This window comes from Mesorhizobium sp. WSM4845, from assembly GCF_055811455.1.
The window spans coordinates 99,973-125,943 of record NZ_JBVVQA010000015.1 but is presented as its reverse complement, the minus strand read 5'-3'; the positions used below and the strand labels follow the sequence as shown (position 1 = coordinate 125,943).

General features: G+C 63.5%; 28 protein-coding genes and 1 pseudogene. 21 read left to right on the top strand and 8 right to left on the bottom strand.

Annotation, left to right across the window (positions count from 1 at the left end):
- The first annotated feature begins 1 nt into the window (after position 1).
- Positions 2-1,408, top strand: a complete 1,407-nt coding sequence (lpdA, locus tag AC0L2C_RS18570; protein ID WP_023803371.1) for a dihydrolipoyl dehydrogenase — start codon at positions 2-4, stop codon at positions 1,406-1,408.
- A gap of 725 nt (positions 1,409-2,133) precedes the next feature.
- On the opposite strand, the gene AC0L2C_RS18565 is transcribed toward lpdA, so the two are convergent.
- Both AC0L2C_RS18565 and AC0L2C_RS18560 read right to left on the bottom strand, forming a co-directional pair.
- Positions 2,134-3,216 (bottom strand): TraB/GumN family protein, encoded by a 1,083-nt coding sequence (locus AC0L2C_RS18565; protein WP_128170451.1) that lies wholly within the window; start codon positions 3,214-3,216, stop codon positions 2,134-2,136.
- A 114-nt stretch (positions 3,217-3,330) separates the two neighbouring features.
- Entirely contained in the window at positions 3,331-4,269 is a 939-nt protein-coding gene (locus AC0L2C_RS18560) for a tyrosine recombinase XerC (protein ID WP_128170450.1), read from the bottom strand.
- Positions 4,270-4,401: 132 nt separating this feature from the next.
- Between AC0L2C_RS18560 and rimM the strand changes: the two genes are divergently transcribed.
- Both rimM and trmD read left to right on the top strand, forming a co-directional pair.
- Positions 4,402-5,001, top strand: coding sequence for a ribosome maturation factor RimM (gene rimM / locus AC0L2C_RS18555; protein WP_023800594.1), 600 nt, complete (start codon positions 4,402-4,404; stop codon positions 4,999-5,001).
- Positions 4,998-5,696 (top strand): tRNA (guanosine(37)-N1)-methyltransferase TrmD, encoded by a 699-nt coding sequence (trmD, locus tag AC0L2C_RS18550; RefSeq protein WP_023800593.1) that lies wholly within the window; start codon positions 4,998-5,000, stop codon positions 5,694-5,696. Before rimM ends, trmD begins: the two co-directional genes overlap by 4 nt.
- Here the strand turns inward: trmD and AC0L2C_RS18545 are convergent.
- Positions 5,678-6,430, bottom strand: a complete 753-nt coding sequence (locus tag AC0L2C_RS18545) for a sulfite exporter TauE/SafE family protein (RefSeq protein ID WP_128170449.1) — start codon at positions 6,428-6,430, stop codon at positions 5,678-5,680. The two genes, trmD and AC0L2C_RS18545, sit on opposite strands and share 19 nt — an antisense overlap.
- A gap of 333 nt (positions 6,431-6,763) precedes the next feature.
- Between AC0L2C_RS18545 and rplS the strand changes: the two genes are divergently transcribed.
- The 5 genes from rplS (at position 6,764) to leuC (ending at position 11,810) form a co-directional block, all read left to right on the top strand.
- On the top strand, positions 6,764-7,303 hold the full coding sequence (gene rplS, locus AC0L2C_RS18540) for a 50S ribosomal protein L19 (protein ID WP_023800592.1): 540 nt from the start codon (positions 6,764-6,766) through the stop codon (positions 7,301-7,303).
- A 256-nt stretch (positions 7,304-7,559) separates the two neighbouring features.
- Positions 7,560-8,357, top strand: a complete 798-nt coding sequence (locus AC0L2C_RS18535; RefSeq protein WP_473524077.1) for a transporter substrate-binding domain-containing protein — start codon at positions 7,560-7,562, stop codon at positions 8,355-8,357.
- Between the two features lie 257 nt (positions 8,358-8,614).
- A complete protein-coding gene (locus tag AC0L2C_RS18530) occupies positions 8,615-9,430 on the top strand; it encodes an amino acid ABC transporter permease (RefSeq protein ID WP_128170448.1) in 816 nt (271 codons plus the stop codon).
- Positions 9,431-9,487: 57 nt separating this feature from the next.
- Positions 9,488-10,123, top strand: coding sequence for a class I SAM-dependent DNA methyltransferase (locus AC0L2C_RS18525; RefSeq protein ID WP_128170447.1), 636 nt, complete (start codon positions 9,488-9,490; stop codon positions 10,121-10,123).
- A gap of 277 nt (positions 10,124-10,400) precedes the next feature.
- Positions 10,401-11,810: a 3-isopropylmalate dehydratase large subunit gene (leuC, locus tag AC0L2C_RS18520; protein WP_128170446.1), complete on the top strand. Its 1,410-nt coding sequence runs from the start codon at positions 10,401-10,403 to the stop codon at positions 11,808-11,810.
- Between the two features lie 70 nt (positions 11,811-11,880).
- Here the strand turns inward: leuC and AC0L2C_RS18515 are convergent, their stop codons facing one another.
- A complete protein-coding gene (locus AC0L2C_RS18515; protein ID WP_027153728.1) occupies positions 11,881-12,192 on the bottom strand; it encodes a hypothetical protein in 312 nt (103 codons plus the stop codon).
- Between the two features lie 70 nt (positions 12,193-12,262).
- Here AC0L2C_RS18515 and AC0L2C_RS18510 point away from each other — a divergent pair.
- Positions 12,263-12,479, top strand: a pseudogene (locus AC0L2C_RS18510) (GGDEF domain-containing protein); the annotation flags it as partial.
- A gap of 76 nt (positions 12,480-12,555) precedes the next feature.
- Complete coding sequence (locus AC0L2C_RS18505) at positions 12,556-13,776, top strand: GGDEF domain-containing protein (protein ID WP_473524076.1); 1,221 nt, start codon at positions 12,556-12,558, stop codon at positions 13,774-13,776.
- On the opposite strand, the gene AC0L2C_RS18500 is transcribed toward AC0L2C_RS18505, so the two are convergent.
- Complete coding sequence (locus tag AC0L2C_RS18500; RefSeq protein WP_128170444.1) at positions 13,760-14,128, bottom strand: hypothetical protein; 369 nt, start codon at positions 14,126-14,128, stop codon at positions 13,760-13,762. The genes AC0L2C_RS18505 and AC0L2C_RS18500 overlap by 17 nt on opposite strands.
- 229 nt (positions 14,129-14,357) lie before the next feature.
- On the opposite strand from AC0L2C_RS18500, the gene AC0L2C_RS18495 reads away from it, so the two are divergent.
- From AC0L2C_RS18495 to AC0L2C_RS18470, 6 genes are all read left to right on the top strand, one after another.
- Positions 14,358-14,702: a hypothetical protein gene (locus tag AC0L2C_RS18495; RefSeq protein WP_023800582.1), complete on the top strand. Its 345-nt coding sequence runs from the start codon at positions 14,358-14,360 to the stop codon at positions 14,700-14,702.
- Positions 14,703-15,089: 387 nt separating this feature from the next.
- Complete coding sequence (sdhC, locus tag AC0L2C_RS18490; RefSeq protein ID WP_473524075.1) at positions 15,090-15,509, top strand: succinate dehydrogenase, cytochrome b556 subunit; 420 nt, start codon at positions 15,090-15,092, stop codon at positions 15,507-15,509.
- Positions 15,510-15,532: 23 nt separating this feature from the next.
- Entirely contained in the window at positions 15,533-15,907 is a 375-nt protein-coding gene (sdhD, locus tag AC0L2C_RS18485; RefSeq protein WP_268929907.1) for a succinate dehydrogenase, hydrophobic membrane anchor protein, read from the top strand.
- Between the two features lie 4 nt (positions 15,908-15,911).
- Positions 15,912-17,750 carry a succinate dehydrogenase flavoprotein subunit gene (sdhA, locus tag AC0L2C_RS18480; protein ID WP_473524074.1) on the top strand — a complete coding sequence of 613 codons (1,839 nt, stop codon included), beginning with the start codon at positions 15,912-15,914 and terminating at the stop codon, positions 17,748-17,750.
- Between the two features lie 64 nt (positions 17,751-17,814).
- A complete protein-coding gene (locus tag AC0L2C_RS18475; protein WP_023800578.1) occupies positions 17,815-18,594 on the top strand; it encodes a succinate dehydrogenase iron-sulfur subunit in 780 nt (259 codons plus the stop codon).
- Positions 18,595-18,682: 88 nt separating this feature from the next.
- Positions 18,683-19,321: a YceH family protein gene (locus tag AC0L2C_RS18470; protein WP_128170441.1), complete on the top strand. Its 639-nt coding sequence runs from the start codon at positions 18,683-18,685 to the stop codon at positions 19,319-19,321.
- Between the two features lie 99 nt (positions 19,322-19,420).
- On the opposite strand, the gene AC0L2C_RS18465 is transcribed toward AC0L2C_RS18470, so the two are convergent.
- Positions 19,421-19,846, bottom strand: a complete 426-nt coding sequence (locus AC0L2C_RS18465; protein ID WP_473524073.1) for an OsmC family protein — start codon at positions 19,844-19,846, stop codon at positions 19,421-19,423.
- On the bottom strand, positions 19,807-20,190 hold the full coding sequence (locus AC0L2C_RS18460; protein ID WP_287259427.1) for a hypothetical protein: 384 nt from the start codon (positions 20,188-20,190) through the stop codon (positions 19,807-19,809). Before AC0L2C_RS18460 ends, AC0L2C_RS18465 begins: the two co-directional genes overlap by 40 nt.
- 66 nt (positions 20,191-20,256) lie before the next feature.
- On the opposite strand from AC0L2C_RS18460, the gene AC0L2C_RS18455 reads away from it, so the two are divergent.
- The gene (locus AC0L2C_RS18455) at positions 20,257-20,613 is read left to right on the top strand and encodes a YciI family protein (protein WP_128170439.1); all 357 of its coding nucleotides are present in this window, start codon (positions 20,257-20,259) and stop codon (positions 20,611-20,613) included.
- Between the two features lie 112 nt (positions 20,614-20,725).
- A complete protein-coding gene (locus AC0L2C_RS18450; RefSeq protein ID WP_128170438.1) occupies positions 20,726-21,253 on the top strand; it encodes a hypothetical protein in 528 nt (175 codons plus the stop codon).
- Positions 21,254-21,295: 42 nt separating this feature from the next.
- On the opposite strand, the gene AC0L2C_RS18445 is transcribed toward AC0L2C_RS18450, so the two are convergent.
- Positions 21,296-22,555 (bottom strand): ubiquinone biosynthesis hydroxylase, encoded by a 1,260-nt coding sequence (locus AC0L2C_RS18445; protein ID WP_128170437.1) that lies wholly within the window; start codon positions 22,553-22,555, stop codon positions 21,296-21,298.
- Between the two features lie 158 nt (positions 22,556-22,713).
- Here AC0L2C_RS18445 and tesB point away from each other — a divergent pair, with 158 nt between their 5' ends.
- The 3 genes from tesB to AC0L2C_RS18430 all read left to right on the top strand — a co-directional run bounded on the left by tesB (position 22,714) and on the right by AC0L2C_RS18430 (position 25,607).
- Positions 22,714-23,589: an acyl-CoA thioesterase II gene (gene tesB / locus AC0L2C_RS18440; protein ID WP_473524072.1), complete on the top strand. Its 876-nt coding sequence runs from the start codon at positions 22,714-22,716 to the stop codon at positions 23,587-23,589.
- Between the two features lie 220 nt (positions 23,590-23,809).
- Positions 23,810-24,148 carry a P-II family nitrogen regulator gene (locus tag AC0L2C_RS18435; RefSeq protein WP_023800571.1) on the top strand — a complete coding sequence of 113 codons (339 nt, stop codon included), beginning with the start codon at positions 23,810-23,812 and terminating at the stop codon, positions 24,146-24,148.
- 31 nt (positions 24,149-24,179) lie between these two features.
- Positions 24,180-25,607 carry an ammonium transporter gene (locus AC0L2C_RS18430; RefSeq protein ID WP_473524071.1) on the top strand — a complete coding sequence of 476 codons (1,428 nt, stop codon included), beginning with the start codon at positions 24,180-24,182 and terminating at the stop codon, positions 25,605-25,607.
- The last annotated feature ends 364 nt before the right edge of the window (positions 25,608-25,971 follow it).

Here is a 25,971-nt window from a genome sequence, read left to right as displayed (position 1 = left end):
CATGGCTTATGACGTCGTTATCATCGGATCGGGACCAGGCGGCTATGTCTGCGCCATCAAGGCGGCGCAGCTCGGCCTGAAAACGGCGGTGGTCGAGAAGAACCCGACCTTCGGCGGCACCTGCCTCAATATCGGCTGCATCCCGTCCAAGGCGCTGCTGCATGCCTCCGAGATTTTTTCTGAGGCCGGCCACTCCTTTGATACACTCGGCGTCGAAATCAGCAAGCCGAAGCTCAATCTGGAAAAGATGATGGCGCACAAGGACGCGACAGTGGCGTCCAACGTCAACGGCGTCGCCTTCCTGTTCAAGAAGAACAAGATCGACAGCTTTCGCGGCACCGGCAAGGTCCTGTCCGCCGGAAAAGTGTCGGTGACCGGCGAGGACGGCAAGGTCGAGGAGATCGAGACCGGGAACATCGTCATCGCCACCGGCTCCGACGTCGCCGGCATTCCGGGGGTAAAGGTCGACATCGACGAGAAGGTAATCATGTCGTCGACCGGCGCGTTGTCGCTGGGCAAGGTGCCGGGCCACCTGGTGGTGGTCGGCGGCGGCGTCATCGGGCTGGAGCTCGGCTCGGTATGGGCGCGGCTCGGCGCCAAGGTGACCGTCGTTGAGTTCCTCGACACCATTCTCGGCGGCATGGACGGCGAGGTCGCCAAACAGTTCCAGCGCATGCTGTCCAAGCAAGGCATCGAATTCAGGCTCGGCGCCAAGGTGACCGGTGTCGCCAAGGCCACAAAGGGCGCCACCGTCACCTTCGAGCCGGTCAAGGGCGGCGCGGCCGAGACGGTTGAGGCGGATGGGGTGCTGATCGCGACCGGACGCCGGGCCTATTCGGACAGTCTCGGGCTGAAGGATGCCGGGGTCGAGGTCGACGAGCGCGGCCGAGTCAAGACCGACGGCCATCTCACGACCAATGTCCCCGGCATCTACGCCATCGGCGACGTCATCGCCGGGCCGATGCTCGCCCACAAGGCCGAGGACGAGGGCGTGGCGGTGGCCGAGATCATTGCCGGCCAGGCCGGCCATGTGAATTACGGGGTGATCCCGAACGTCGTCTACACCAGTCCGGAAATCGCCTCGGTGGGCAAAACAGAGGAAGAGCTGAAGTCGGCCGGCATCGACTACAAGGCCGGCAAGTTTCCGTTCAGCGCCAATGGCCGGGCGCGCGCCATGCTGCATACCGACGGCTTCGTGAAGATCCTGGCGGACAAGCAGAGCGACCGCGTGCTCGGCGTCCACATCGTCGGCTTCGGCGCCGGCGAGATGATCCACGAGGCGGCGGTGCTGATGGAGTTCGGCGGCTCGTCGGAAGATCTTGCCCGCACCTGCCACGCCCATCCGACGATGTCGGAAGCGGTGAAGGAAGCGGCACTGGCGACCTTCTTTAAGCCGATCCACATGTAGGCCTTCCCAAGGAACTCCGGCAGCCATCTGACGGCTCAAACAAAAACGGCCCGCTTTTCAGCGGGCCGTTCGTATTTGAAGTCAGCAGCCGATCACTGCGGGGCTGGTGCGGGCGCCGGAGCAGGTGCTGGCTCTGCGGGTGCCGGAGCCGGAGCCGGCTCCGGAGCAGGCGCTGGTTCTGCTGGCGCCGGAGCGGGCGCTGGTTCTGCCGGCGCCGGGGCAGGTGCAGGCTCTGCAGGGGCCGGGGCAGGCGTCGGTTCAGCGGGCGCTGGCGCCGGGGCCGGCGTGGTTGCAGCTGGCGGTTCACCAGGCTCTGGCGCCTCACCGCTTGTTCCAAAAATATAATAAGCGACAATGGCCAGGATAACGACGACCAGGGCAATCAGCCAGCCGGTGCTGCCGCCACCCGACTTGGGAGGGGGGGTCGGAGTGGTGTACGGGTCGTTTGGATTCGCCATAAAAGTGTCCTCCGTGGATGAAAAGTATCAATCAACACACATCAACGCGCAATCGTTGAACAGGTTTCACGCTAGGAATCGAAAACGCCGACGACGGGGCATACTTCGCCGAGAATCGTTTGTCTGCAAGCACTTTACTCGCAAAACTCACCGTGATCGAGCCAAATTAGACCTTTCGACCGTCCTGCACGGAGACAAACCTCCGGCGACTCGGGCAAAGCGTCGTCCCGAATCACGCCTTGCCGGACCCGCAACTCAACCGTGCAACTAGTCGACGGCGGTGACAGTGTAGCCGGCCCTGCGGAAATCCTCGACCAGGCCCTCTGAGCCAGGCAGGTGCAGGGCGCCGACCGCCATGAACACGTTGCCCTTGGCGAGGATCGGCCTGGCATGGTCGATCATCACCTTGTTGCGGCTGGTGATCATGATTTCCTCGAAGGCGGCATAGCTTGCCGAATCGTCTTCGCCGCCGGGAAGGACTGCACGAAACAGCGGCCAGAGCATGCCGGTGTCGCCGCGCTGGTAAAGCACGATCATGGTTTCATTGACGTCGTTCACCCTGTCGCCGAGCTTCAGCGTGTCGACGAGGCCCTTCATGTGAAACGCAAGCGGCAGCGAGGCCATGGCGCGAAGCTGGTCGGCGACCGTCTCCAACCCATCGACCGCCTTGCCTGAGGCTTTGGCGTCCTCTGCAAGCTTGATGTCGAGCACCGGCGTGCCGCCGGCCTGGCGGGCCAGTTCACAGGCCGGGAGCGCGACCATGGTCGACAGCATCCAAGGCTTCATCTTGGCAACGCTCGCCGGTGGAATGCCGCGCGCGTCGAGCGCCTTGTTCACCGCCGCCGCATCCTCCGGCGACAGCAGCGAGGACAGCGTGGTGCTGTCGGTGAACATCATCAGTTCGGGCTCTTTCAGGAACGCCGCCATCATCTTCTGCTTGTCGACCACTTCCGTGGTCTCGATGACGACAGTGTCGGCGGCGTCAAAGGCCTTTTGCGCGGCGGGCGGCAGCGTGGTCACGCGCGGGTCGGTCATGTGCATGGTGCCGAACAGGAAGGACGGTCTTTCGCCCGCCTTTTCCAGTTTCCACAACAGGCCCTTGCCGTTCGGTGTCGCTGCCGCTTCCGTCTCGATCTTGCGGTAGGCGGCCGGGTCGTCCTTCTGTAAGGCCGACAGCATGTCGGCGCCGGCGCAGACCTGGGTTTCAGCCCTTGGGGTTTCAGCGCGCGCCTTGCCGGCGGCGAGCAGCGCGACGACGAGGAAAGTGAGGAAGAACAGGACGTTCAGCGCGACGAGCAGCTTTAGCGAAGCAAAGGCCGTGCGGTCGGCGATGGCAAGGACGCGTTTCATGGCTCGCTTTTAGAGACAAAGAACGGCGAAACGGTTAACCGGCGCGGCAAAATTGTCTCGGACATCGTTCCACGGCGCATATCCTGGCTGCAACTTTGCGAAATCATGCGTCGGCTACGCCCGCGGGTGGGCCGCTTCATAAATTTCGAGCAGCCTCGCAGTGTCGACGCCGGTATAGATCTGCGTCGTCGACAGGCTGGCGTGGCCCAAGAGTTCCTGGATGGTGCGCAGATCGCCGCCGCGCCCAAGCAGGTGTGTGGCGAAGGAATGGCGCAACGCATGCGGCGTGGCGGTGTCCGGCAGATTGAGCGCCGAGCGTAGCTTGGCCATGTCGCGCTGGACGATAGCCGGGTTGAGCGGCCCGCCGCGGGCGCCGCGAAACAGCAGGCCCTTCGGATCGAGATGATAGGGGCAGAGCCGCCGGTACTGGGCGATCGCCCGCAGCGCGACCGGCAGCACCGGCACCAGCCGCGTCTTGCCGCCCTTGCCGGTGACGCGCAGCACCGTTTCATCAGGCGACGACAGATCGGCGCCGGACAAGCCGAGCGCCTCGGAAATGCGCAGGCCCGAGCCGTAGAGCAGCGTCAGCACGGCGGCGTTGCGGGAGGCGATCCAGGGTTCCTCCGCCAGCTGGCCTTCCACCGAAACGACGTGTTTCGCATCGCTGGCCGTCAGCGGCTTGGGCAGCGACTTCGGCTGCCGTGGCGCGCGCAGTGCCGCAGCACCCGCCGCATTGACGAGGCCGCGCCGCTCCAGAAAGCGCAGCAGCGAGCGGATGCCGGCGAGCCCCCGCCCGAGCGTGCGGGCGCCGGCGCCCCCGGCGCGGCGGGCAGCGAGAAAGCCGCGCAGATCGGCCGGGCGCAGAGCGGCGATATCCGAAATGCCGGGCGAGCCGCCGCAATGGCCGGTCAGGAAGTGCAGGAACTGGCGCGTGTCGCGCTCATAGGCTTCCACGGTTTCCGGCGACAGCCGGCGCTCGCGCGCCAGCATCTTGAGCCAGCTTTCGCGGGCCGCCTGAAGGTCTGGCTTGGCCGGGATGAGGAATTCCTGCATTGCGCTCTTCCGATATGCCGCTCTTCCATTTCCGGGCGATCTTCCGGCAGCCGGGTTAGGAAGCGGTGAAGAGCCGCGTCATTGAAATGACAAGAGCGTGGAGCTAGAGCAAGGCAAAGGATTTTTCCACCGATGACCAAACCGCAAAACCCTGTCCAGATGGCCGTGATCGGCGCCGCCCATGGCATCAAGGGCGAATTGCGCGTGAAAACCTTCACCGGCGATCCGCTGGCGCTGGCCGACTACGGGCCGCTCTATGCCAGGGACGGCCGCGCCTTCCAGATCGTCGACATCAGGCCGGCCAATAACGTCGTGGTGGTGCGCTTCAAAGGTATCAGCGACCGAAACGCTGCCGAGGCGCTCGCCGGCACGGAATTATTCGTCGACCGCTCGATGCTGCCGGACGACGGCGAAGAGGACGAGTTCTATCATGCCGATCTCGTCGGGCTGGCGGTCCGGGACGATACCGGTGCTGACATCGGCAAGGTCGTCGCCGTGCATAATTTCGGCGGTGGCGATATCCTCGACGTGATATTGGCGGGGCGCAAAGGCGTGCTGATCCCGTTCACGCAGGCTGCCGTTCCTGACGTGTCGATCAAGGACGGTTTCGTCCGCATCGATCCGGCGGCGGCGGGCTTGATCGATGACGAAGACAGCGATGCTCCTGGCAGCGATGGTTTCGACCCGAAGGGCAGGCCGCGCGGGCCGAAGGACGCCGGGGGCAACCGGTGAGTTTTTCCGCCTCGGTGCTGACGCTCTATCCCGAAATGTTTCCCGGTGCACTCGGCGTGTCGCTGGCCGGCCGGGCGCTGGAGGCCGGCACATGGTCGCTGGAAGCAATCCAGATCCGCGATTTCGCCACCGATCGCCATCGCACCGTCGACGACACGCCGGCCGGCGGCGGCGCCGGCATGGTGATGCGCGCCGACGTTCTGGCCAAGGCGATCGACCATAGCTCGCCACCGGGCGATCCACGGCCACGGCTGCTGATGAGCCCGCGTGGAAAACCGCTGACGCAGGTGCGTGTGCGCGAACTGGCCGCGGGGCCGGGCGCGGTGATCGTCTGCGGACGCTTCGAAGGCGTCGACCAGCGGGTGATTGATGCGCGGGGGCTGGAGGAGGTCTCGGTCGGCGACTTCATCCTCTCCGGCGGCGAGCCGGCAGCGCTGGTGCTGCTCGACGCCGTGGTGCGGCTGTTGCCCGGCGTGATGGGCAATACGGTGTCGGGCGATGAAGAGAGCTTTGAAAACGGCCTGCTCGAACATCCGCACTACACGCGTCCGCAGGAATTCGAGGGCCGGCAAATCCCCGAGGTTCTCACCTCGGGCAATCATCAGAAGATCGCCGCGTGGCGACGCGCCGAATCGGAAAGATTGACGAAAGAGCGGCGGCCGGACCTGTTGGCCGCTCAGCCCTTGGTGAAGTAATAGAAGGCAAGAAACACGCCGACCCCGACGACGAAGCCACGCACGGCAATTTGCGGCACGCGCTTGGCGATCCAGACGCCGGCATAGCCGCCCAGCGCGCCGCCCGGTATCATGACGATCGCCTGCCGCCAGGCGATGACGTCGCCGGAGACGAAGACCAGGATGGCTACTGCCGCGATGACCACGGCCAGCAGGTTCTTCAGCGCGTTGAGGCGGTGATAGTCGCCGGCCTGGGTGAGGCCGAGCGTCGCCAGCATCATGACGCCCATGCCGGCGCCGAAGAAGCCGCCATAGACGGCGGTGGCGAACTGCGCCAGGGAACCGACCAGCGAACCCATCGCGACCTGACGGCCCGGCTTGGGCGCCGGCTTCAGCCACGGCCCGGCGGCGAACAGCGCGGTTGCCGCGAGCAGCAGCCAGGGCACCAGGACGCGGAACGACGGATTGTCGAGCGCCAGAAGGATGAGCGCACCGGCCAGCGCGCCAAAAACCGAGATAAGGCCGAGCAGCAACGCGGTGCGCCAGAAATGCTTGATGTCGGACCAGTAGGCGAGCGTCGAGGTGATGTAGCCGGGAAATTGCGTCAGCGACGAGGTGGCGTTGGCGACGATCGGCGGCAAGCCGACCAGCGACATGGCGCCGAAGGTTATGAATGTCCCGCCGCCGGCTATGGCGTTGACAGCACCTGAGAGAAAGCCCGCGAAAAAGAGCAGGGCCGCATCGAGAACTGGCATGGAGGGTGTTGCCGCCGGAGGAAAGTCACGTTCTGCCCGACTTAAAAAGCTTGGGCCTTCAACGCAACCCCTGTGCCGGAAGATTGCGACGTTGACCAACGACCAAAAAAGAACGCGGCAAAGGCGTGACAAAGCGTCGAAATAGCTGTATGTGCGCGCCGAACCGGGAGAAAATCTGCCGGACCCGTCAACAATGACGGTGTAGTCGCCCCTGCCCGATGTTCTCGAACCCAGATGTTCTCGAACAAAGGGCATAGCCGAGCGGTCAATGGAACTGCAAGGCGAGTGTCGGACGCTCTGACTGTCGGAAGAACAAGAAGTGGATTTGTAGAGATGGATATCCTCCGTCAGCTCGAGGCCGAACAGGCCGCCAAGATCGAAGCCAAGCGCAAGCTTCCCGAATTCCAGCCCGGCGACACCGTACGCGTCCAGGTCCGCGTGACCGAAGGCACCCGCACCCGCGTCCAGGCCTATGAGGGCGTCGTCATCGCCCGCGCCGGCGCCGGTTTCCAGGAGAATTTCACCGTTCGCAAGATTTCCTACGGCGAAGGCGTGGAGCGCGTGTTCCCGGTCTTTTCGCCGATGGTCGAGGGCGTCGAGATCGTGCGCCGCGGCAAGGTGCGCCGCGCCAAACTCTATTACCTGCGCGATCGTCGCGGCAAGTCGGCCCGCATTTCGGAAAACACCGGCGTGCGCGCCCGCAAGCTGAACGATGAGGAGCGCGATGCGCTGAACGCCGAGAAGGCCCGCATCGAGGCCGAGAAGGTGGCAGCCGCCCAGGCGCTGGCCGCCGAGAAGGCCGCGCAGGAAGCCGCCGAGAAGAAGGCCGCCGACGAGGCCGCCAAGGCCGAGGAAGCCGCTGCCGCCGAATAAGGCGAATTCAAAAACCATGTTTCGGAAAGGCGGCTTCGGCCGCCTTTTTTGCCTCGCGGAATGGGTTTCGATTTTGCCGGGCCGCCGGTGCGCAATCGAAACGGATCGTTCCGTAATGCCGTGAAAGCATGGAATCCATTTTCGCGCGAAGCCGCATCAAGCCGGCTTGCAAGGCGCCTGCGGAAAGCTAAAGTCGGCGCCGGATTTCCTGCAAGCCTCGACCATGTCGAGGCCGTTCAAATGCTCGGGGTGTACCATGATCAAATCGAAACTGCTGTTGGCCGGCCTGTTGGCTCTGGTACTTGCGCCCGTCGCCGCCCTGGCGCAGGCGCTGCCCGATCTCGGCGGCAAGAAGGTGGTGGTGGTGACGGAAAACGCCTATCCGCCGCTGCAGTTCATCGACGCCAAAACCGGCAAGCAGATCGGCTGGGAATATGACGCGATGAACGAGATCGCCAAGCGGCTGAATTTCCAGGTCGAGTACCAGAACACCTCCTGGGACGCGATGATCCAGGCGGTTTCCGACAACCAGTACAACATCGGCATGACCGGCATCACCATCAAGGACGATCGCAAGCAGAAGGTGGATTTCTCCGACCCCTATATGCGCTCGGAACAGTTCATGCTGGTGCGCGGCGACGAGAAGCGCTTCACCGACGCCAAGACGCTCGGCGCTTTCAAGGACGGGTTGATCGGTGCGCAAGCCGGCACCACGCCGTTCTACACCGCTGTCTACAGCGTCCTCGACGGGAATGAGCAGAACCCGCGCATAAAACTTTTCGAGACGTTCGGCACCACGGTGCAGGCGCTGAAGACCGGCGACGTCGATGTCGTGCTGACCGACGGCACTGCCGGCAAGGGCTATGTCGAGGCGTCCAATGGCGGGCTGAAGCTGATCGGCGGACCACTCGGCACCGAGGATTTCGGCTTTATTTTTCCGAAAGGCTCGGATCTGGTGAAACCGGTCAACGCAGCCATCGCCGCGCTGAAGGCCGACGGCACACTCGACGCGCTCAACAAGAAATGGTTCCTTGATTACAAGATGGGGCAGTGATTTCCTTTGTGGCGCGCTTTTCATGACAATTGCGCGCCGGAACTCGCGCTGACTCTGCGCTCGAACACCCCCCTCTGTCCTGCCGGACATCTCCCCCTCAAGGGGGGACATTTGCTGTACCCTCCGCTTTCGCCAATCTTCAACGTTAGAGAAAAAGCGCGGCCAGCGAAGCTGCCGATCTCCCCCCTTGAGGGGGAGATGGCCGGCAGGACAGAGGGGGGTGGCCTGGCGCGACATTGGTTCGTCGGCGCGCCCTGATGGCAACGCCCGCATCTTCAACCGCCAAGTCCGACTTCCCCTGGTGGCTCGCCGTGGCCGCGGCGCTCGCCCTGGCAGCGGCTATCTTCATCGCCGCAAGCGACCTCTATGCCCAGGTTTTCGCAACCGTTGCCAAGGGCATCGGCATCACCGTGTTCGTCACAATGGTCGCCTTCGCGCTGGCCTCGGCGATCGGGCTCGGCATTGCGCTGATGGGCCTGTCGGGGTCGCGCCGGCTGCGCCAGATCGCTCGCTTCTATGTCGAGATCATTCGCGGCGTGCCAATGCTGGTGCTGTTGTTCTGGATCGCCTTCGCCGGCGCGCCGGCCTTCGTCGCGGGATGGAACGCGCTGACGGCGCCGCTGCAAAGCGCCGGCCTGTTCGGCGAGCTAATGATACGCGACGTATCGTTGCTATGGCGCGCCATCATGGCGCTGACCATCGGCTATTCGGCCTTCATCTCGGAGGTCTTCCGCGCCGGCATCGAGGCGGTCGAGAAGGGCCAGATCGAGGCCGCGAAGGCGCTGGGGTTGACGCGCACCCAGCGTTTTCGGCTGATCGTCTTTCCGCAGGCGATCCGCACCATCCTGCCGCCGCTCGGCAATGATTTCGTCGCCATGGTCAAGGATTCCTCGCTGGTCTCGGTGCTCGGCGTCGCCGACATCACCCAGATGGGCAAGATCTATGCAGCCGGCTCGTTCCGCTTCTTCGAGACCTATTCGATCGTCGCCTATATCTATCTCATCCTGACGGTCGGCCTGTCGCTGGCCTTGCGGGCGCTGGAGAAGCGGCTGCGCCGCCAGCATGAGCAATAACCGGCAGGCGAAGGCGGCGCTACGATTGCGGCCAATACGTTTTGGAGGGTCAGTTCCATGAACATCGACAAAGCCAATGCGGCGCTGGATGCGGTCTATACGGCCGACACGCCGGAAGCGCTTGCCAAGGCCTACGCCGCCTGGGCTGCGACCTATGACAGCGAAACCGCCGCGCTCGGCTACCTCCTGCCGTTCCTGATCGCCGCCTGGGTGGCGCGCCATGTGCCGTCAGGCGAAGGGCCGCTGCTCGACGCCGGCTGCGGCACCGGCCTGTCGGGACCGTCGCTCAAGGCGCTGGGCTATGAGGACATCGCCGGGCTCGACCTGTCGGCTGAAATGCTGAAAATCGCCGGCAGCCGGCAGGCTTACAGCGAGCTGAAACAGGCGATGCTCGGCGATCCGCTGCCCTGGCCGGACGGGCATTTCCGCGCCTTCTTCTCGACCGGCGTGTTCACCATCAGCCATGCACCGCCCTCCGGCCTGCATGAACTGGTGCGCATCACCAGGAAGGGCGGCCACGCCATCTTCACCGTTCGCGACCAGGTTTTTGCGAGCGGCGGGTTTCAGGCGACGTTCGACGAACTGGAGCAGGCGAAAAAGTGGCGGCCGGTCGAAGAAAGCCCGTGGTTTCGCTGCTATGCGATCGCCGAACCTGAGGCGCTGGTGAAGACATTTGTGTTCGAGGTGGTTTGAAGCGCCTTCTTCCTTCTCCTACAACAAGGGGAGAAGGCAGAGCCGCGCCAGGCAGCCGCAATTGCCGAAAAGTCAAAACATTGATATGAGCCAGGCCATGGAACAGCTTTTTGGCGATCCGGCTTACAAGGGGTTCGTGCTGCAGGACAGAAAACGCCTGCCGTCGCGTTTCTCGGCGCGCGTTTCCGGCGCTCTGACCAGCCGACTTCGCTAGGCCGTGTTCGCCGGCTAGCCGGCGCCAGTCACTTCCCATTTTCATATCGACGGATTTACGCACATGAGCGCACCGCGCACCCTCTACGACAAGATATTCGACGACCATGTCGTCGACCGCCAGGACGATGGCACCTGCCTGCTCTATATCGACCGTCACCTCGTCCATGAAGTGACCAGCCCGCAAGCTTTCGAAGGCCTGCGCATGACCGGCAGAAAGGTCCGCCATCCGGAAAAGACGCTGGCTGTGGTCGATCACAATGTGTCCACCTCGCCCGAGCGCAAGTTCGGCATCAAGAACGAGGAAAGCCGCATCCAGGTCGAGGCGCTGGCCAGGAACGCCAAGGACTTTGGCGTCGAATACTATTCCGAGAAGGATATCCGCCAGGGCATCGTCCACATCATCGGTCCGGAGCAGGGTTTTACGCTGCCTGGCATGACCATCGTCTGCGGCGACAGCCACACCTCGACGCATGGTGCTTTCGGCGCATTGGCGCACGGCATAGGCACGTCGGAAGTCGAGCATGTGCTGGCCACGCAGACACTGATCCAGCGCAAGGCCAGGAACATGCTGGTGCGCGTCGACGGCGTGCTGCCGGAAGGCGTCACCGCCAAGGACATAATTTTGGCGATCATCGGCGAGATCGGCACTGCCGGCGGCACCGGCTACGTCATCGAATATGCCGGCGAAGCGATCCGCGCGCTGTCCATGGAAGGCCGCATGACCATCTGCAACATGTCGATCGAGGGCGGTGCCCGGGCCGGCCTGATCGCGCCTGACGAGACAACCTTCACCTATGTCAAGGACAAGCCGCGCGCGCCGAAGGGCGAGGCATGGGACGCCGCGCTCGCCTACTGGAAGACGCTGCAGTCCGACGAGGGCGCGCATTTCGACAAGGTGGTCGTGCTCGACGCGGCGAAACTGCCGCCGATCGTCTCCTGGGGCTCCTCGCCCGAGGACGTCGTCTCGGTCCAGGGCATCGTGCCGAACCCAGACGATATCACCGATGAGAACAAGCGTACGTCCAAGCAGCGCGCGCTCGACTATATGGGCCTGACCCCAGGCACCAAGATCACCGATATCGCGCTCGACCGCGTCTTCATCGGCTCCTGCACCAACGGCCGCATCGAGGATCTCCGCGCTGTCGCCAAAGTGGTCGAGGGCAAGAAAGTCAGCCCTCACGTCGATGCGATGATCGTGCCGGGCTCCGGTCTGGTCAAGGAGCAGGCGGAGGCCGAAGGTCTCGACAAGATCTTTGTCGCCGCTGGCTTCGACTGGCGCGAGCCGGGCTGCTCGATGTGCCTTGCCATGAACGACGACCGGCTGAAGCCGCATGAGCGCTGCGCCTCGACCTCGAACCGCAATTTCGAGGGCCGCCAGGGTTTTAAGGGCCGCACCCATCTGGTGTCGCCGGCGATGGCGGCGGCGGCGGCGATCGCCGGCCATTTCGTCGACATCCGCGAGTGGAAATAACTCGGGGCTGCCACAGTCCGTATTTGACGATATGCGAGAACCCCGAACCGCGATGCGGTTCGGGTTTTCTTCACCCCGGGCGCCTCACGATCTCATGGAATTGCTCACGCCGACCGGGTTGCTCCGCGGCGACCACCAGGGCCAGCTGCCGTTCGTCGAACAGCTTGAACCATTCGTCCCATTCGACCAGTTCGTAGCCGCCCGCGTTGACCGGGCGTTCGGCCTCATCCAGGTCCTGATAGGCATGCTGGCCGAAGACCAGCCTCAGCATAGCTTGCGTACCTGTTTCGGGCGACACGTCGACGATTGCCGGAAATCCAGCGCGCGCCGCGGCCCATGAGCGAATTGCCTCGTGGTCGGTCAGCATGATCGTATCGGCCATGAAAGTGTCTCCTGGTTGCTGCCGGAAAACGCCGGTCGCGGGTTCAAGTTCCGTGCAGCAGCTTCGTGGCGTCGATGGGCTTTCGCCCGGCACAAGAAGTAAACGCGAGCTTCGGGGTGGCGGCCCGAACCGGCGAGGAAGGGCTGGAGCCGCTGATGCGCCGCGCCAACGAGGCGCTTTACAGGGCCAAAAGGAACGGCCGCGACAGCGTGCGGCTATCTGATGAACGGCCTGCCTATGAACGGTCGGAAACGGTGCTCGTAGTGGAACCGCTCAAAGCCGGCTGATCATCTGCGCCTGGGGCCACGTTAACGTCTTTTTCGCCCGTTCGTGATTTGCTGTCGCTGGGAGTGATAGAACCACATGGGCGGCGCAGAGTTCATTCTTGCAATCAACCTGCTCGTCGCCGGCCTACTGGCGGCTGCCTTCATGATCATCTCGTTTTATGATGTGGCGCGCGCGTCGGCTCGCTGGCTGGTCTTCGGTTATCTGCTCGGGATGGCCTATTTCGCCATCGAGTTCAGCATTCCGCTCTTCGACAATGCGCGACCCGCAGTCGTCGCGGGCTTCGCCATTTTCCTGGGCGCCACCATCGCCTTCAATGGCGGGCTTGACCATAAATACGGCGTGGCGCCGCCTTGGGTGCCGATGCTCGTCTTCCTGTTTGCGGCCACCGTGGCCGTGTATTTCGTGCAGGATCTGCCGCGCCAGTCGCTTGCCCGCATGATGGCCTACCAGCTTCCCTATGCCGCCATGCAGTTCGTCGGCGTCGGCATCGTCGGGTCGTCAAGGCAAAGACGCGACTGGCTCGACCATGCGCTGATGGCCGTCCTGGCGGCCAGCGCCCTGCAATTCGTGAGCAAGCCGTTCATCGCCCATGCCATGGGCGGCTGGGGAGCCAATCCGCAGGCCTATCTGCAGAGCAATTACGCTCTGGTGTCGCAATCGCTTGGCACGGTGTTTGCCATGACAATCGCGCTTCTCATCCTGATCATTCTGGTCCGCGACGTGCTCGCCGAAGCGACGTCGAAGTCGGAGACGGACACGCTGTCGAGGCTGCTCAACCGTGGCGGCTTCGAGCGTCATGCCGAGCTTGCGATGCGTGACGCCGTGCGCAGGGGTATTCCGGTCGCGCTGGTCATCGCCGACCTCGACCATTTCAAGAGCATCAACGACAGTTTCGGCCATGCATCCGGCGACAGGGTCATCGAGGCCTTTGCCGGCTTCCTGCGTGATGCGGCCGCCGAGCATCACGTCGCCGGCCGCATCGGTGGTGAGGAATTCGCCATCATCCTGCCGGGAACCAACCTCGCCGCCGCGCGGCTCTTCGCCGAAGGCACGCGCAGCGCTTTCGGGGCGTTGCCGATCGACTGTCTGCCGGCGAACCATCGTTGCACCGCCAGCTTCGGCGTTGCCGAGCTCCACCCGACTGAGAATTTTTCCGACCTGCTGCGGCGCGCCGACGAAGCGCTCTATCAAGCGAAGGGCAGCGGACGCAATTGCGTGCGGATCTCGATAGGATCAATCGCCGCCCGGCAGCCGGCTGTCGCCAATGCCGGGCCGAAGATCAGCGGCAGGGGCTAAGCTCCGGCATCTCGCCGTCGGAAAGCCCGTACATATAGCTGCGGCCCTTGACGAAAACCGGCGGCCTGTAGCAGTCGCGGCTGCTGACATCGTCCGGTTCGTCTTGATAGACGATTTTGGGCCGGCCGGCGCCGACGTAATCCGACATTTCCTTGGCCAATTCGCCCTCGCCAACGAGGATGCGCTTGTAGCCGGCGGCGCTCTCGATGACGAGATTGCCGAACGAATCGGCATAGACGCGGTCGCGCGTCCCGGCGCGTGCCGGCGCTGCGAAGCCGATGGCCACCGCCACCAGGACGATGGCCATCGAGAGGGGCGCCGGAAGGCGCGATCTGGCTGAATTCGAACGCATGGCGTCCCCCATTTGTCAGAGACCGAGTCTTGCTCGAATCATAAATTAACCTTTTCTTAACCATTGTTAAGGGGCCAGCCCTGTTGGCCGCCAGGTCTCGGCAAACATGGTTAATAACCGCGGCCATCTTTCGGCCATGCTTGCCGCCACCATCGCAGCCGGCGTCGAGCGCGACATCGGTGATCTTGGCAAAGCATCGCGGCTGGATTGACGCGTAGGGAGACAGTACATGGCGTTAGGCCGGACGTTTCGGGTGACGCTGGCCCTTTGTCCATTGCTGACCACAATTGCCTGCGTGTCTCAGACCAATGCGCCGAAGGCTGGAAATCCGCTCGCCGATTCACCGCAGCCGCGCACCGCGACTTACACTTGCGCCGATGGCGCCAGGATCACCATCGAAAACCTCGGCACTTCGGTGCGGGTGCTTGGCCCGGACGGCGCCAGCGAGGACCTGCCGGCCTCGCCAGCCAATCAAAACAGCCGCTTCGGCGCGGCGCATGACGCAATCGTGATCGATGGGCGCGACGCGCTGGTGATGAAGGGCGGGAGGACGCCGCTGACCTGCAAGCGTTAGGGGCATGCCGATATTCAGGTAAGGCCGGTCTGCAAATGGTGGATCCCTGCGCTTCCGGTCCTCACGTACCCGAAAGTACGCCCCGCTCCGGTTCTCGGCATTCACCATTTTCGGCGCGGCCTGACCTGAATCTCAAACATGCCCCAAGCCGCCGGACCGAAACCATATACCGCGCTGCAGCGAACGTTGCGCCGGCTTTGGATCGCGCCCTAATCGATTGAAGCCAAACACTGCCTTTTGTCAGACTAAATTACGTTTTCGAAACGATTTTCCGGCTTTGACGCGGTGCAAAAAGAGCATTAGAAACCGGGCTGTCCAAAGTCGCAACCGGAAGCGGTAATGCCGCATTTCCACCTGGGGCTCCAGAGACGCCGAACTGGGGGAGCCATGAGCAAATCACCAACCACCCGCGAATTTGCCAGACGTGAACGGCCGCTTTCGCCGCATCTGACCGTCTATCGACCGCCGATCACGATGACGATGTCGATCATCCATCGCATCACGGGCGGGGCGCTCTATTTCGGCACGCTGCTGGTCGCGCTGTGGCTGATGGCGGCGGCGAGCTCGCAATCCACCTTCGATGCCGTCAACTGGGCCTTCGGCTCGTGGCTGGGGCGGCTGGTGCTGTTGTTCTATACCTGGGCGCTAATGCACCACATGCTGGGCGGCGTGCGCCATCTGATCTGGGACACCGGGGCCGGTCTTGAAAAGGACACCGCCTCCAGGGTCGCCTGGGCGACGCTGGCCGGCTCGATCGTACTGACGCTGCTGATCTGGATCGCCGGCTACATGGCGCGGGGAGCCTGATCGTGAGCCACCACAACACCGACATGCGCACGCCGCTGGCCAAGGTCCGCGGCCTCGGCTCCGCCCGCGAGGGCACGGAGCATTTCTGGCGCCAGCGCCTGACGGCGATCGCCAACATTCCGTTGATCCTGTTCTTCGTCGGCTTTCTGATCGCGCTGAACGGCGCCGGCTATGCGCAAGTGCGCGCCGCACTTGCCAACCCGTTCGTGGCGCTGGTCCTGGCCCTGGTGCTGTTGTCCGGGCTCTACCATATGCGGCTCGGCATGCAGGCGATCATCGAGGATTATGTGCATGGCGAGGGCATGAGGCTGGCGCTGCTCGCCCTCAACACATTCTTTCCCGTAGTGGTCGGCGTCGCCTCGATCTTCGCCCTGCTCAAACTGGCATTTGGAGGCTGAAATTTTGGCCAAGGACGCGAACAACGCCAACACGGCGTCCGCCTACAGCTATGTCGACCACAAATTCGACGTGGTTGTGGTCGGCGCCGGCGGCGCCGGCCTGCGCGCCACGCTCGGCATGTCGGAACAGGGCCTGCGCACCGCCTGCATCACCAAGGTTTTCCCGACGCGGTCGCACACTGTCGCCGCTCAGGGCGGCATCGCCGCCTCGCTGTCCAACATGGGCCCCGATTCCTGGCAGTGGCACATGTACGACACCGTGAAAGGATCGGATTGGCTCGGCGACGTCGACGCCATGGAATATCTGGTGCGCGAAGCACCCGCCGCCGTCTACGAGCTCGAACATTACGGCGTGCCGTTCTCGCGCACCGAAGAGGGCAAGATCTACCAGCGGCCGTTCGGCGGCCACATGATGAATTTCGGCGACGGCCCGCCGGTACAGCGCACCTGTGCGGCCGCCGACCGCACCGGCCACGCCATCCTGCACACGCTCTACGGCCAGTCGCTGAAGAACAACGCGCAGTTCTTCATAGAGTATTTCGCGCTCGACCTGATCATGGAGCCGGATGGCACCTGCACCGGCGTCGTCGCCTGGAACCTCGACGACGGCACCATCCACCGTTTTTCGGCAAAGATGGTGGTGCTGGCGACCGGCGGCTATGGCCGCGCCTATTTCTCGGCGACCTCGGCGCACACCTGCACCGGCGACGGCGGCGGCATGGCGGCGCGGGCCGGGCTGCCGCTGCAGGACATGGAATTCGTGCAGTTCCACCCGACCGGCATCTACGGCGCCGGCTGCCTGATCACCGAGGGCGCGCGCGGCGAAGGCGGCTATCTCGTCAATTCAGAAGGCGAGCGCTTCATGGAGCGCTATGCGCCGTCGGCCAAGGACCTTGCCTCGCGTGACGTGGTCTCGCGCTGCATGACGCTGGAGATTCGCGAGGGACGCGGCGTCGGCAAGAACAAGGACCATATTTTCCTCCACCTCGACCACCTCGATCCGGCCGTTTTGCACGAGCGACTTCCGGGTATTTCGGAGTCGGCAAAGATCTTTGCCGGCGTCGACCTGACCAAGGAGCCGATCCCGGTGCTGCCGACGGTCCACTACAATATGGGCGGCCTGCCGACCAACTACTGGGGCGAGGTGCTCAACCCCACCGCCTTGAACCCGGACCAGGTGTCGCCCGGGCTGATGGCGGTCGGCGAAGCCGGCTGCGCCTCCGTCCACGGCGCCAACCGGCTGGGCTCCAACTCGCTGATCGATCTGGTGGTGTTCGGCCGCGCGGCGGCGATCCGGGCCGGCCAGGTGATCGACCGCAACGCGGCGATCCCGTCGCCCAACGAAGCCTCGGTTGACAAGATCATGGACCGCTTCGACCGGCTGCGCCACGCCAACGGCTCGACGCCGACGGCGGTTTTGCGCGAAAAGATGCAGAAGGCGATGCAGGACGATGCGGCGGTGTTCCGCACCCAGGAATCACTGCAAAGCGGCTGCAAGCGCATTTCGCAGATCTGGGGCGAGCTCAAGGACGTAAAAGTGTTCGATCGCTCGATGATCTGGAATTCCGACCTGGTCGAGACGCTGGAGCTGGAAAACCTGATGGCCAACGCCATCACCACGGTCTACGCCGCCGAGGCGCGCAAGGAGAGCCGTGGCGCGCATGCGCGAGAAGATTTTTCGGCGCGCGACGATGCGAACTGGCGCAAGCACACGCTGTCCCGGCTCAGCGAGGCCGGCGAGGTGTCGCTCAGCTATCGGCCGGTGCACACCGAGCCGCTGCTCAGGGAAGCAGACGGCGGCATCAACCTGGCCAAGATCGCGCCCAAGGCCAGGGTGTATTGATGATGGCCGCCGTAAACGGGACTTGGTCCGGGCTGAAGCTCGTCATCCGAAAGGACCTGAGATAATGGTCGAACTCACCCTTCCGAAAAACTCGAAGATCAAGGCCGGAAAAACCTGGCCGAAGCCGGAGGGTGCGACCAATCTGCGGGAGTACCGCATCTACCGCTGGTCGCCGGACGATGACGAGAACCCGCGCATGGACACCTATTTCGTCGACATGGACGATTGCGGGCCGATGGTGCTCGACGCTCTGCTCTACATCAAGAACAAGATCGACCCGACGCTGACGCTGCGCCGCTCCTGCCGCGAGGGTATTTGCGGCTCCTGCGCCATGAATATCGACGGTTCCAACACGCTGGCCTGCACCAAGGGCTGCGACGACATTTCCGGCGCGATCAAGGTCTATCCGCTGCCGCATATGCCGGTGGTCAAGGACCTGGTGCCAGACCTGACCAATTTCTACGCCCAGCACGCCTCGATCGAGCCGTGGCTGAAGACGGTGTCGCCCGAACCGGCCAAGGAATGGCTGCAGAGCCATGAGGACCGCGAAAAGCTCGACGGGCTCTATGAATGCATCTTGTGCGCCTGCTGCTCGACCTCATGTCCGAGCTACTGGTGGAACGGCGACCGCTATCTCGGTCCGGCGACGCTGCTGCAGGCCTATCGCTGGCTGATCGATTCCCGGGACGAGGCCAAGGGCGAACGGCTCGACAATCTCGAAGACCCGTTCCGGCTCTATCGCTGCCACACCATCATGAACTGCGCCCAGACCTGTCCCAAGGGGCTGAACCCGGCCAAGGCGATCGCCGAGATCAAGAAGATGATGGTGGAGAGAAGGGTTTAGCTTCGGACGAGTTGCTGCAGGGATCATCTCGTCGGTAGTGATCCTTCGCGCCGGCGCTGTCCCGCCGACTTCAAAGGATAGCCGACCCATGACCGATACCGAACTCCCCATCCTCTCTCCCCTCGAAGCGCGCGTGCTCGGTTGCCTGATCGAAAAGAAGGAACTGACGCCCGACATCTACCCGCTGACGCTCAATGCGGCACTTGCCGCCGCCAACCAGAAGACGGCGCGCGAGCCGGTGATGTCGGTCGAGCTTGTCGAGGTGAGACGAGCGCTTGGCCAACTCGAGCACAAGGGGCTGGTCAGGCAGGTCTTTGCCTCGCGTGTCGAGCGCTACGAGCATGTCGTCGCGCAGCGCTTTTCGCTGACCTCGGCGCAGATTGCGCTGCTTGGGCTGCTGTTGCTGCGCGGTCCGCAAACCGCCTATGAATTGCTGGCGCGAAGCGAGCGCATGGCGCGATTGCCCTCCATCGACGAGCTTCGCAGCAACCTCGACCTGTTGATCGGCCGCAAGCCGCCGCTCGTTCAGCAGATCGATCGTGGTCCCGGCCAGCGTGAGGACCGCTATGTGCATCTCCTGGGCGGGCCGGTGCAGCTGTCGGCTGCCGCGGCCCCCTTGCAAGCGCCTTCGCCGGCCTCGGATCTCGAAGCGCGCGTGCAGGCTCTCGAGGAAGAGATCGCACAGCTGCGCGCACGCATCGACGCGCTGACCGGCGACGGACGCTGATGACCTTTTGAGGCGTTGGAGGGACGTGAAGGATCGCCTACGCCCCACAAATGAAAACGCCGGCCTTGGAGCGGGCGTTTATCACCTCATGCCATCTGCTCAGCCGAGCTTGGCGTCGAGCGAAACCTTTATGGCGCCGAGCGCCTTCGAGACCGGGCATTCGGCCTTGGCCTGTTCGGCCAGCTCCTGGAACTTCGCCGCATCGATGCCCGGCACCTTGCCGACCACCGTGAGCGCGCTGCCTGTGATCCCCGTGCCAGGGATCAGCGTCACCACCGCCTTGGCGTCGAGTTCGGTGGCGGGGGTGCCGTTCTCGGCCAGGAAGTGAGAGAACTGCATGGCGTAGCAGCCGGCATGCGCGGCGGCGATGAGTTCCTCCGGATTGGTGCCGGCCTTGCCGCTTTCATTCTCGAACCGCGCCTTGAACGAGTAGGGCGTGCCTTTCAGAGCCGCGCTCTGCGTGTCGAGCGTGCCCTTGCCCTCTTTCAGATTGCCTTTCCAGACGGCGTTTGCGGTGCGGTCCATGAAGTCCTCCTTGATTGTGGTGGCTGAGCCGTGATCGGCATCTGGTCGACTATAGCGCGCGCGGGCACGAAGGCCACCCGTGCTTTCGCGCCAATGGCGACGCGTAAAAAAATCCGCGTGCAAAAATGTCGACTTCCATCTGCCTCGGCCGTCCTGCGGGCGGCCACGGGTTTCGTGGCCGAATGGAGGACACCATGGATAATCTGTTTTCTGCTCACTGGGGTGACACCGGCCGAAAGGCGGCTGAACAGGAACCTGACCGGTTGGATCGGCACCCTTCCGGTTTCGGTCGACTGCTTGCTGCGGTCGCCATGATAGGGGTTGCGGTATCCCTTCTCGATCATGCGGCGGTCAAAAGCCCGGCTCGGACCTTGGTCGCCAACAGTTCGTCCCAACAAGGAAGATGAGAGATGAAATATGTTTGCCTGGTTTATGGTGAGGAAAAAGACCTTTACGCAATGAGCCCGGAGAGGCTGGCCAGGCTCGACGCCGACTCGCTGGCCTATGACAAATCGGTGGAGCAAAGCGGCCGGCTGATCATCGCGCAGGCACTGCAGTCGGTAAAAACCTCGAAAACCGTGCGCCGGCGCAAGGGCAAGCGGCTGATCACCGATGGTCCCTTCGCCGAGACCAAGGAGCAATTGCTCGGCTTCGTCATAATCGAGGCGGGGGATATCGACGAGGCGCTGGAGATTGCCGGCGGGATTCCGCTGGCCGAAATCGGCACCATCGAGGTCAGGGCGATCTACAACGTGCCGGGATCTTGAACATTATTCCGGTTGCGTCCGGCGGAATCGATTTCTTCGGCGGGCGCAACTTTTGCGTGTTGAAGCGAGACAGCACTTCTCCTATCGTCGCTGCGGTTGGGGGATTTCGGGCATGCATATACTGATTGCTGCAATTGGGCTGTTGGGAGCGGCGGCGTTCTGGTGGTATCGGATGAAGGCCATGAACGATGCGGCGCGCGAGGTCGCGGACGTCGTCGGGCGTGTGCAAGGCAACATTCGGCGCAAGAGGTTGCGCAAGCAGGCGGCGCTCTCACCGCTGACGGCGATCGACGATCCGGTCGTGGCGGCCGCGACGCTGATCACCGCCATCATTGCCGAGAACGGCCCTGTCCTGTCGCAGCGCGAAGCCGTGATTCGGTCGGTGATTTCGGAGATTGCAGACGACAAGAAGGCCGATGAGGCCGTGGTCTACGCCAAATGGGCGGCGTCCCAGATCGACGATGCCACGATCGTCATCGACAAACTGGCGCCGTTCCTGCGCGAACGTCTCGATGTGACTGAGCGAAACGATTTGCTGCTGATGGTGAATCGCGCGGCGCAGGCTGGTGAGCAACCCCTAAAAATATCCGACCAGAGGATACTGCGGCTGCGCCAGAAGCTCGGGTTCGAGGTCAACTAAGGGTGTGCTGATATTCAGGTGATGCCGGCCCGTCAGTCGGGTTCAGATCGCCTCGCCCTTGAGCAGTTTCGGCGTGTCGCCGGACAGACCGGACGCCTGGCGGATGAAGAAATCCTTCAGCCGCGGCATGCGTTCGACGAGACCGAGGCCGATGTCGCGGACGGCGCGCAACGGGCCGATGTCGTTGGAAAACAGACGGTTCAGGACATCGGTGGTGATGCCCATCTGCAGCGTGTCGAAGCGCCGCCACTGCTGGTAGCGTTCGAGCACGTCGAGCGCACCGACATCCTGGCCGAGCCGGTCGGCCTCGACCACCACTTCGGCCAACGCCGCCACATCCTTGAAACCGAGATTGAGGCCCTGGCCGGCGATCGGGTGGATGCCGTGGGCGGCGTCGCCGGCGAGCGCAATGCGCGGCGCGACGAAATCGCGGGCGATGGTCAGGCCGAGCGGCCAGGCACGTGGCCTGTCGGCGACGCGAATTTCGCCGAGCTTCAGGCCAAACCGCTGTTCCAGCTCGTGCTCGAAGACGAGGTCGTCGCCGTCGACCAGTTTTTCGGCATCTTCCGACCGCTCGACCCAGACGATCGACGAGCGGTGGGTGCCGTCCTTGTCCGACTTGAGCGGCAGCGTGGCGAATGGGCCGGCTGGCAGAAAATGCTCTTCGGCGCGGCCATTATGCGGCCGTTCATGCGCGACGGTGCAGACGATGCCGGACTGGCCGTAGTCCCATTTCACCGTCTTGATGCCGGCCATGTCGCGCAGCTTCGAGTTGACGCCGTCGGCGGCGATCAGCAGCCGCGCCTTCAGCGTCGCGCCGTCGGCAAGATGCACGGTGATGCCGGCACCATTGACGTCGAAGGCACTGACGGCGACGCCTTCGATGATGTCGATGCCGAGTGTTTCAGCGCGCCGGCGCAAGGCGCCGTTCAAATCCCTGTTGGCGACCATATGCGCAAACGCTTCGCCAGGCGCGACCTCGCCATCGAACGTGAGAAACACCGGGCGCAGCGGATCGGAAGCGCGCGAATCGGTGACGATCATCTCGGTGATCGCCTGCGCCTCGGGGGCGATTTCGGCCCAGACGCCGAGTTGGTCGAGCATGCGGCAAGCGGCAGCGGCGATCGCCGAGGCGCGGCCGTCCTTTTGCCAGATGCCGGCGGGCGCGGCGTCGACGACAGCGACCGCGAGGCTCGGTCGTGCCTGTTTCAGCGATACGGCGGCGGCAAGGCCGACATAGCCGGCGCCGGCGACCAGAATGTCGAGCGCGGTTCGGTTTTTTGCATCCGCCTTGTCGAGCATGGCAAATTCCTTTCCGGCCAAATTCCTTTCCGGCCTTGACTGCCCGTCATTCCTGTCGGAAACCGCCATAACACTTTTGCGGCTTCTGAAGCTCGCTTCGAGTGAAATATCGAAATTAAGGCGAACTTCGGAATCAAAACGACACGAGGGCGCGAAACATGACGGCGGCCATGGACGAGCTTCTCGGCATTCTCGACCTCGAGCAGCTGGAACACAACCTGTACCGTGGTCGCAGCCCCAAACTCGACTGGCAGCGTGTCTTCGGCGGCCAGACCATCGCTCAGGCGCTGGTCGCCGCCCAGCGAACGGTCGAGCCCGAACGCCACGTGCATTCGCTGCACGGCTATTTCATGCGGCCGGGCGACACCAAGGTGCCGATCATCTACGAGGTCGACCGCATCCGCGACGGCGGCTCCTTCACCACGCGCCGTGTCGTGGCTGTCCAGCACGGCCAGGCGATCTTTTCGCTGGAAGCCTCGTTCCAGCAGGACGAGGTCGGTCTCGAGCACCAGGTCCCGATGCCGCTGGACGTGCCGGCGCCCAACACATTGCTGTCGCAGCGCGAATTGGTCGGCAAGTTCGGCGCGGCCGTGCCCGACGGCATCAGGCGCTACTGGGAGCGTGACCGGCCGATCGAGATGAAGCCGGTGATGCTGGAGCATTACACCAGCCGGGAGAAGCTGGAGCCGAAACAGAACATCTGGATCCGCACGACCGGCCCGGTTCCGGGCGATCGCGCCGCGCAGGCGGCCGTGCTTGCCTATCTTTCCGACATGACGCTGCTCGATACCTCGACCTTTGCGCATGGCCGCGCCATCTTCGATAGCGACATCCAGGCGGCGAGCCTCGATCACGCCATGTGGTTCCATCGCAGCCATCCACTCGACGACTGGATGCTCTACACGCAGGACAGCCCGTCGACGCAAGGGTCGCGGGGGTTCACGCGCGGGTCGCTGTTTGCCCGCGACGGCACGTTGATCGCCTCGGTTGCCCAGGAAGGCCTCATCAGGCTGAAGCGGCCGCCCGCGGAATAGGCAATTTTGCAAAATTGCCTACTTTTTAATCAGCTGCGCTGCCGCGACTATGAACAGTCAGCCGACAAACCTCCCCCAAGTCGTTATTTAACAGCAGCTTAACACCCTGCTTCGGCAACTGGCACGGAGCTTGAATCCTAGCGGGCACTCTCCGGCTCTCATGGGGATCGGCGAAGTCGTGCAAACGCGGGGGACCCGCAACAGTAAAGGGTGAAACCTTATGAAAATCGTGATGGCAATCATCAAGCCGTTCAAGCTCGACGAGGTGCGCGAAGCGCTCACCGCAGTCGGCATCCAGGGCCTGACCGTCACCGAAGTCAAAGGCTACGGGCGTCAGAAGGGACACACGGAAATCTATCGCGGGGCGGAATACGCGGTCAGCTTCCTGCCGAAGATCAAGATCGAAGTCGCGGTCGGCCTGGACATGGTCGACAAGGCCGTCGAAGCCATCACTGCGGCGGCCAAGACCGGTCAGATCGGCGACGGCAAGATCTTCGTTTTCGGCATCGACCAGGCGGTGCGCATTCGCACCGGCGAAACAGACACCGACGCGCTTTGAGCTGCGGAAACGTATTCCAATGGAGAGTTCAATGAATATTCCTTTTACTTTGAAGTCGGTGGCGCGCACCGCGCTGCTGGGCTCACTCGCTATCGCAGCGCTGGGCACGGTCGCCGCATTCGCGCAGGAAGCGGCGCCGGCCGCACCGGCCGCGCCAGCAGCGCCGGCCTTTACCGTCGACAAGGGCGACACGACGTGGATGATGATCTCCACCATCCTGGTGCTGCTGATGACCATTCCCGGCCTTGCCCTTTTCTACGGCGGCCTGGTTCGCGCCAAGAATATGCTGTCGGTGCTGATGCAGGTCTTCACCATCACCAGCGTGGTCATGATCGTCTGGGTTTTCTACGGCTACAGCCTTGCCTTCACCCCCGGCAACGCCTTCGTCGGCGGCCTTTCCAAGATGTTTCTCGCCGGCGTCGACGTGACGACGGTGGCGGAAACTTTTACCAAGGGCGTCGCCATTCCTGAACTGGTGTTCGTCATCTTCCAGATGAGCTTCGCCTGCATCACGCCTGCCCTGATCGTCGGCGCCTTCGCCGAACGCGTCAAGTTTTCGGCCGTGATCCTTTTCACCATCCTGTGGGTCACATTCGTCTACTTCCCGATCGCGCATATGGTCTGGTTCTGGGGCGGCCCGAGCGCTTACAGCGATCCGTCGGGGCTCATCTTCAGCTTCGGCGCCATCGACTTCGCCGGCGGCACCGTCGTCCACATCAATGCGGGCATCGCCGGCCTTGTCGGCGCGCTGATGATCGGCAAGCGCATCGGCTACAACAAGGACGTCATGGCGCCGCATTCGATGACACTGACCATGGTCGGCGCGTCGCTGCTGTGGGTAGGCTGGTTCGGCTTCAATGCCGGTTCGAACCTCGAAGCCAACGCCTATGCGGTGCTGGCCATGGTCAACACCTTCGTCGCCACAGCCGCGGCGGCAGTGACCTGGATCGTGCTTGAAACGCTGCTGCGCGGCAAAGCCTCCATGCTTGGCGCGGTTTCGGGCGCTGTTACCGGACTTGTCGCCGTCACGCCCGCCGCCGGCTTTGGCGGACCGATGGGCGTCATCGTGCTCGGCATCGTCGCCAGCTGCGTCTGTTACTTCTTCGTTTCGGTCGTGAAGAACAAGTTCGGCTACGACGACAGCCTCGATGTCTTCGGCATCCACTGCGTCGGCGGCATCATCGGCGCACTCGGCACCGGCATCCTGGTCAACCCCGCCCTCGGCGGCGCCGGCATCGTCGACTATTCGACGGCCGACTTCGCCGCCGGCTATGCCGGCACGGCGACCCAGCTGTGGTCGCAGTTCAAGGGTGTCCTGGTAACCGTCCTGTGGTCGGGCATCGGCAGCGCCATCCTCTACAAGATCGTCGATATGGTCGTAGGCTTGCGCCCGACAGCCGATGCAGAGCGCGAAGGGCTCGACCTCACCGCGCATGGCGAAGCGGCCTATCACCCGTAAGCCTGGCCACCTGTGGGTCTTGTCTGGGGCGGCCTCGGTCGCCCAACACCTTCCCTCCCGTCGTGACGCTCCTGAAAAGGGCTCACGCATTGAGGCCCGGACCGGTTCCGGGCCTCTTTTTCGTGCGATGCCGCGCCGGTGGCAGTCTAGGCTCGGTCACAATCGCTTGATCGGGCGCCTGATCTTGGGCGATGAAACATCGGCCGGGCCAGCGTGCCCGCCATTTGTGTGACTGGTTTCCACTCGGGGAGCGCCGGCACGCACCCATGGTTAATGCGGCCTTAACCTTCCCGCCGATAGTCTGGCATCCGAATCTGCCGGAGTGCGTCATGCGTCCGGCCAGTCCAAGACAGACGGGGAACGA